This window comes from Streptomyces sp. NPDC006476 (assembly GCF_040612015.1).
Lineage (GTDB): Bacteria > Actinomycetota > Actinomycetes > Streptomycetales > Streptomycetaceae > Streptomyces > Streptomyces griseorubiginosus_B.
The window spans coordinates 1-2,390 of the sequence record NZ_JBEXPK010000247.1; the positions used below are offsets into that span (position 1 = coordinate 1).

At 68.4% G+C, this 2,390-nt stretch carries 3 protein-coding genes; 1 reads left to right on the forward strand and 2 read right to left on the reverse strand.

The annotated features are described in order from the left end of the window. Positions 1-56 precede the first annotated feature (56 nt). Both ABZZ74_RS53615 and ABZZ74_RS53620 read right to left on the reverse strand, forming a co-directional pair. A complete protein-coding gene (locus ABZZ74_RS53615) occupies positions 57-1,238 on the reverse strand; it encodes a hypothetical protein (RefSeq protein ID WP_356951369.1) in 1,182 nt (393 codons plus the stop codon). 17 nt (positions 1,239-1,255) lie between these two features. Beyond that, a complete protein-coding gene (locus tag ABZZ74_RS53620) occupies positions 1,256-1,639 on the reverse strand; it encodes a helix-turn-helix transcriptional regulator (protein WP_356951370.1) in 384 nt (127 codons plus the stop codon). 121 nt (positions 1,640-1,760) lie between these two features. Here ABZZ74_RS53620 and ABZZ74_RS53625 point away from each other — a divergent pair, with 121 nt between their 5' ends. Next, positions 1,761-1,958, forward strand: a complete 198-nt coding sequence (locus ABZZ74_RS53625) for a hypothetical protein (RefSeq protein ID WP_356951371.1) — start codon at positions 1,761-1,763, stop codon at positions 1,956-1,958. Positions 1,959-2,390: the final 432 nt, after the last annotated feature.

Sequence of the window (2,390 nt, forward strand, 5' to 3'; positions counted from 1 at the left end):
ATCCACCGCCATCGGGATACCTCATTCCCCCGGCATAGCGCGGCCCACGACAACCGTCACGACCCGACGTAACCCACACCGTTAAAGATCTCTAGAGCCTCTGCAGCGCGCAAATCCCCAGCCTCACCCCGAAGCTGCGCCATAACGAGCAAGGCATTGTGATCACCAAGGTCGGCGGCCCTGCCACGAAGGGGGTAGGCCCACTGAAGGCGGTATCGGTCAAGAGCAGCTTGGGCAAGACGATCGAGATCGCCGGCGTTGTCGAGGTGATCGTGAGCGGCATGCCAGAAGGCAGCCGGAGGGCACAGGTGGCGACGGGTGCGACCGTGTTGCTCGAGGTAGTCGGCGAGCCGGAACACCCGGCCCTTGAGCGGCAGCATGGTGGTGCCGGCGTCGGTGGTGGGGGTGGGTGGGCGTCGTGGGGGCCGCGGGGTGGTGGGGCGCAGGGGGGCTTGCTTGCCGTGGACCTGCTCGGCGAGTTCGGCGTAGGCCTGTTCGGCCCAGTCATCAGCGAGCTGGTCGTAGTCGTCATCACTGAGGTAGCCGGTGGCGGCGTCAGTCAGGAAGGCCTGGGGAAGGTGGGGGCCGACGCCGAGTCGGCGGGCGTCCATCGCTGCTTTCAGCAGCGCGCGGGCGGCTGGCAGGCGGGGCTGTTCGTAACGGCGCAGGAGTTCTGGCGCGCCAGCGAGGTCCTGTGCGATTCGTCCGCTGGCATGGGCTCGGTTCAGGGCATCTGCCAAGAGCCGATCACCGTTCCTGGCGAAGCCGGCCGCCTTCGCCAGGGCGGTGGGGTCGAAAGCCTCCGGGACCCCCTGAGTGCGCCCAGCCAGCAGTTCCCGTACCCGGGAGTGTGGATCGTTTCCTTCCGGGGCGGGCAGGGCGGTGTACTTGGCGGCGTATTCGGGCCACAGCGTGCCCAGTACCAAGACCGGGCCGCACTGCTCATCAGTCAGCAGTCGGTGCACGGCCGCCGCGATCCGCTCGCCGCTGGCCCGGGCGCCGAAGTAGTGCTGAGCCTCGTTCAGCCACACCACGGTGCGCGGCCCGACCTGGTGCAGGTCCTCCAGCGCGGCCTCCGCCCGGGTCGGATCGAAGGGATGCCACAACCGCCAGCGCTTCGTGACGAGCGGCTGCACGGCCTCCCAGCACGCCCTCGTCTTGCCCGTCGACGAGCTGCCCACCAGGACCACGAGTCGGCTGCGGCCTTGGGCCGCCTCCCGTACCGCCTCGGCCAGCACCCCGTCATGCCGACGCTTCACGTATCCGGGTAGGGCTCGCTTCCCGGCCGCGATGGTGCCCGCACCAGCAGGGTGGACTTCCAGCTCGTGCGGCTCCCATTCCTCGATCGGACGCCCCGGCCCCGGCAGGTGGACGGGTGTCCGTCCGCCTCCTCGACCGCGGTCCGCCGCAACTCCAGCAACTCCCCCACCGGCAGCTTCAACGCGCGTGCCAGATAGGCCACCGTCTTCGCCGACGGCACGCCGCCGCCAGACGCAAGAATCTTGCCCACCGTCGCCCGGCCCAGCCCGGCTTTCCCAGCGAGCTCTGTCTGGTTCAGCCTGGCTCGGGCCCGTGCCTCTTCCAGTCTTCCGCGCAGCTCAGCGAGTGCTGGGCTGCGGCTTTCGTCCGCCTCGTGCATATGCTGATCCCCCGGGATGGTGTGTGCGCCCGTGTTCATTTTCGTCTCGCTGAACCATGGCGCACAGGCATTCCGGGAGGTTCGTCCCTGTCAACACCCCACCGTGTACAGGGAGCTTGCCGTGATCGTCGCCGTCGTCTTTCTCGCCTTCGCAGTCGTTGCCGTCGTCGCGCTGGTGGCCGCCGCGGGCGCTGCCACGCTGGCCCGCCTCGATGGCGGCACCTGGCCCAGCGCCCTCACCCGCGCCGCCATCACCTTCACGGCAGTGATCACCCTCGCCGCCGCCATCACCGCGGCCCTCACCCCCCTCCTCATGTGAACGGTGCGTCCTGGACCCCCAGGCGGCGTCCGTTTCACCAGAGAGTGACGGCGCGGCCTCGACAGCGCAGGTTGCTGCGCAGGACGTAAGCGGATCGAGTCGTCATCATGCGCCCATGATTGATCAGTGGATTACAGATAGTGCGGTGTGTCCGCAGTGCCAAGGCCCAACGGACGCCCTGTGGAGGGAACATCCGGGTGCCGACCGTCTCGATCAAGATCCGGGCGACCACGGGTGCCTCTTTCGCGACTGGGTCAGCCGCCGCTGTCGCGGGGGTTGCTGGCAGCAGCCGCGTCCCATGCGGTCGTGCTGGGCCGTTGGCAACCCGCCAGGTGCCTAAGACGTCATCTCATTTGGTGAGTCTCCGGTAGCAGATGAGGGTGCAGGCGATGCTGGTGAAGGCCAGGAAGTGCTCGGCTTTGCGCTCGTAGC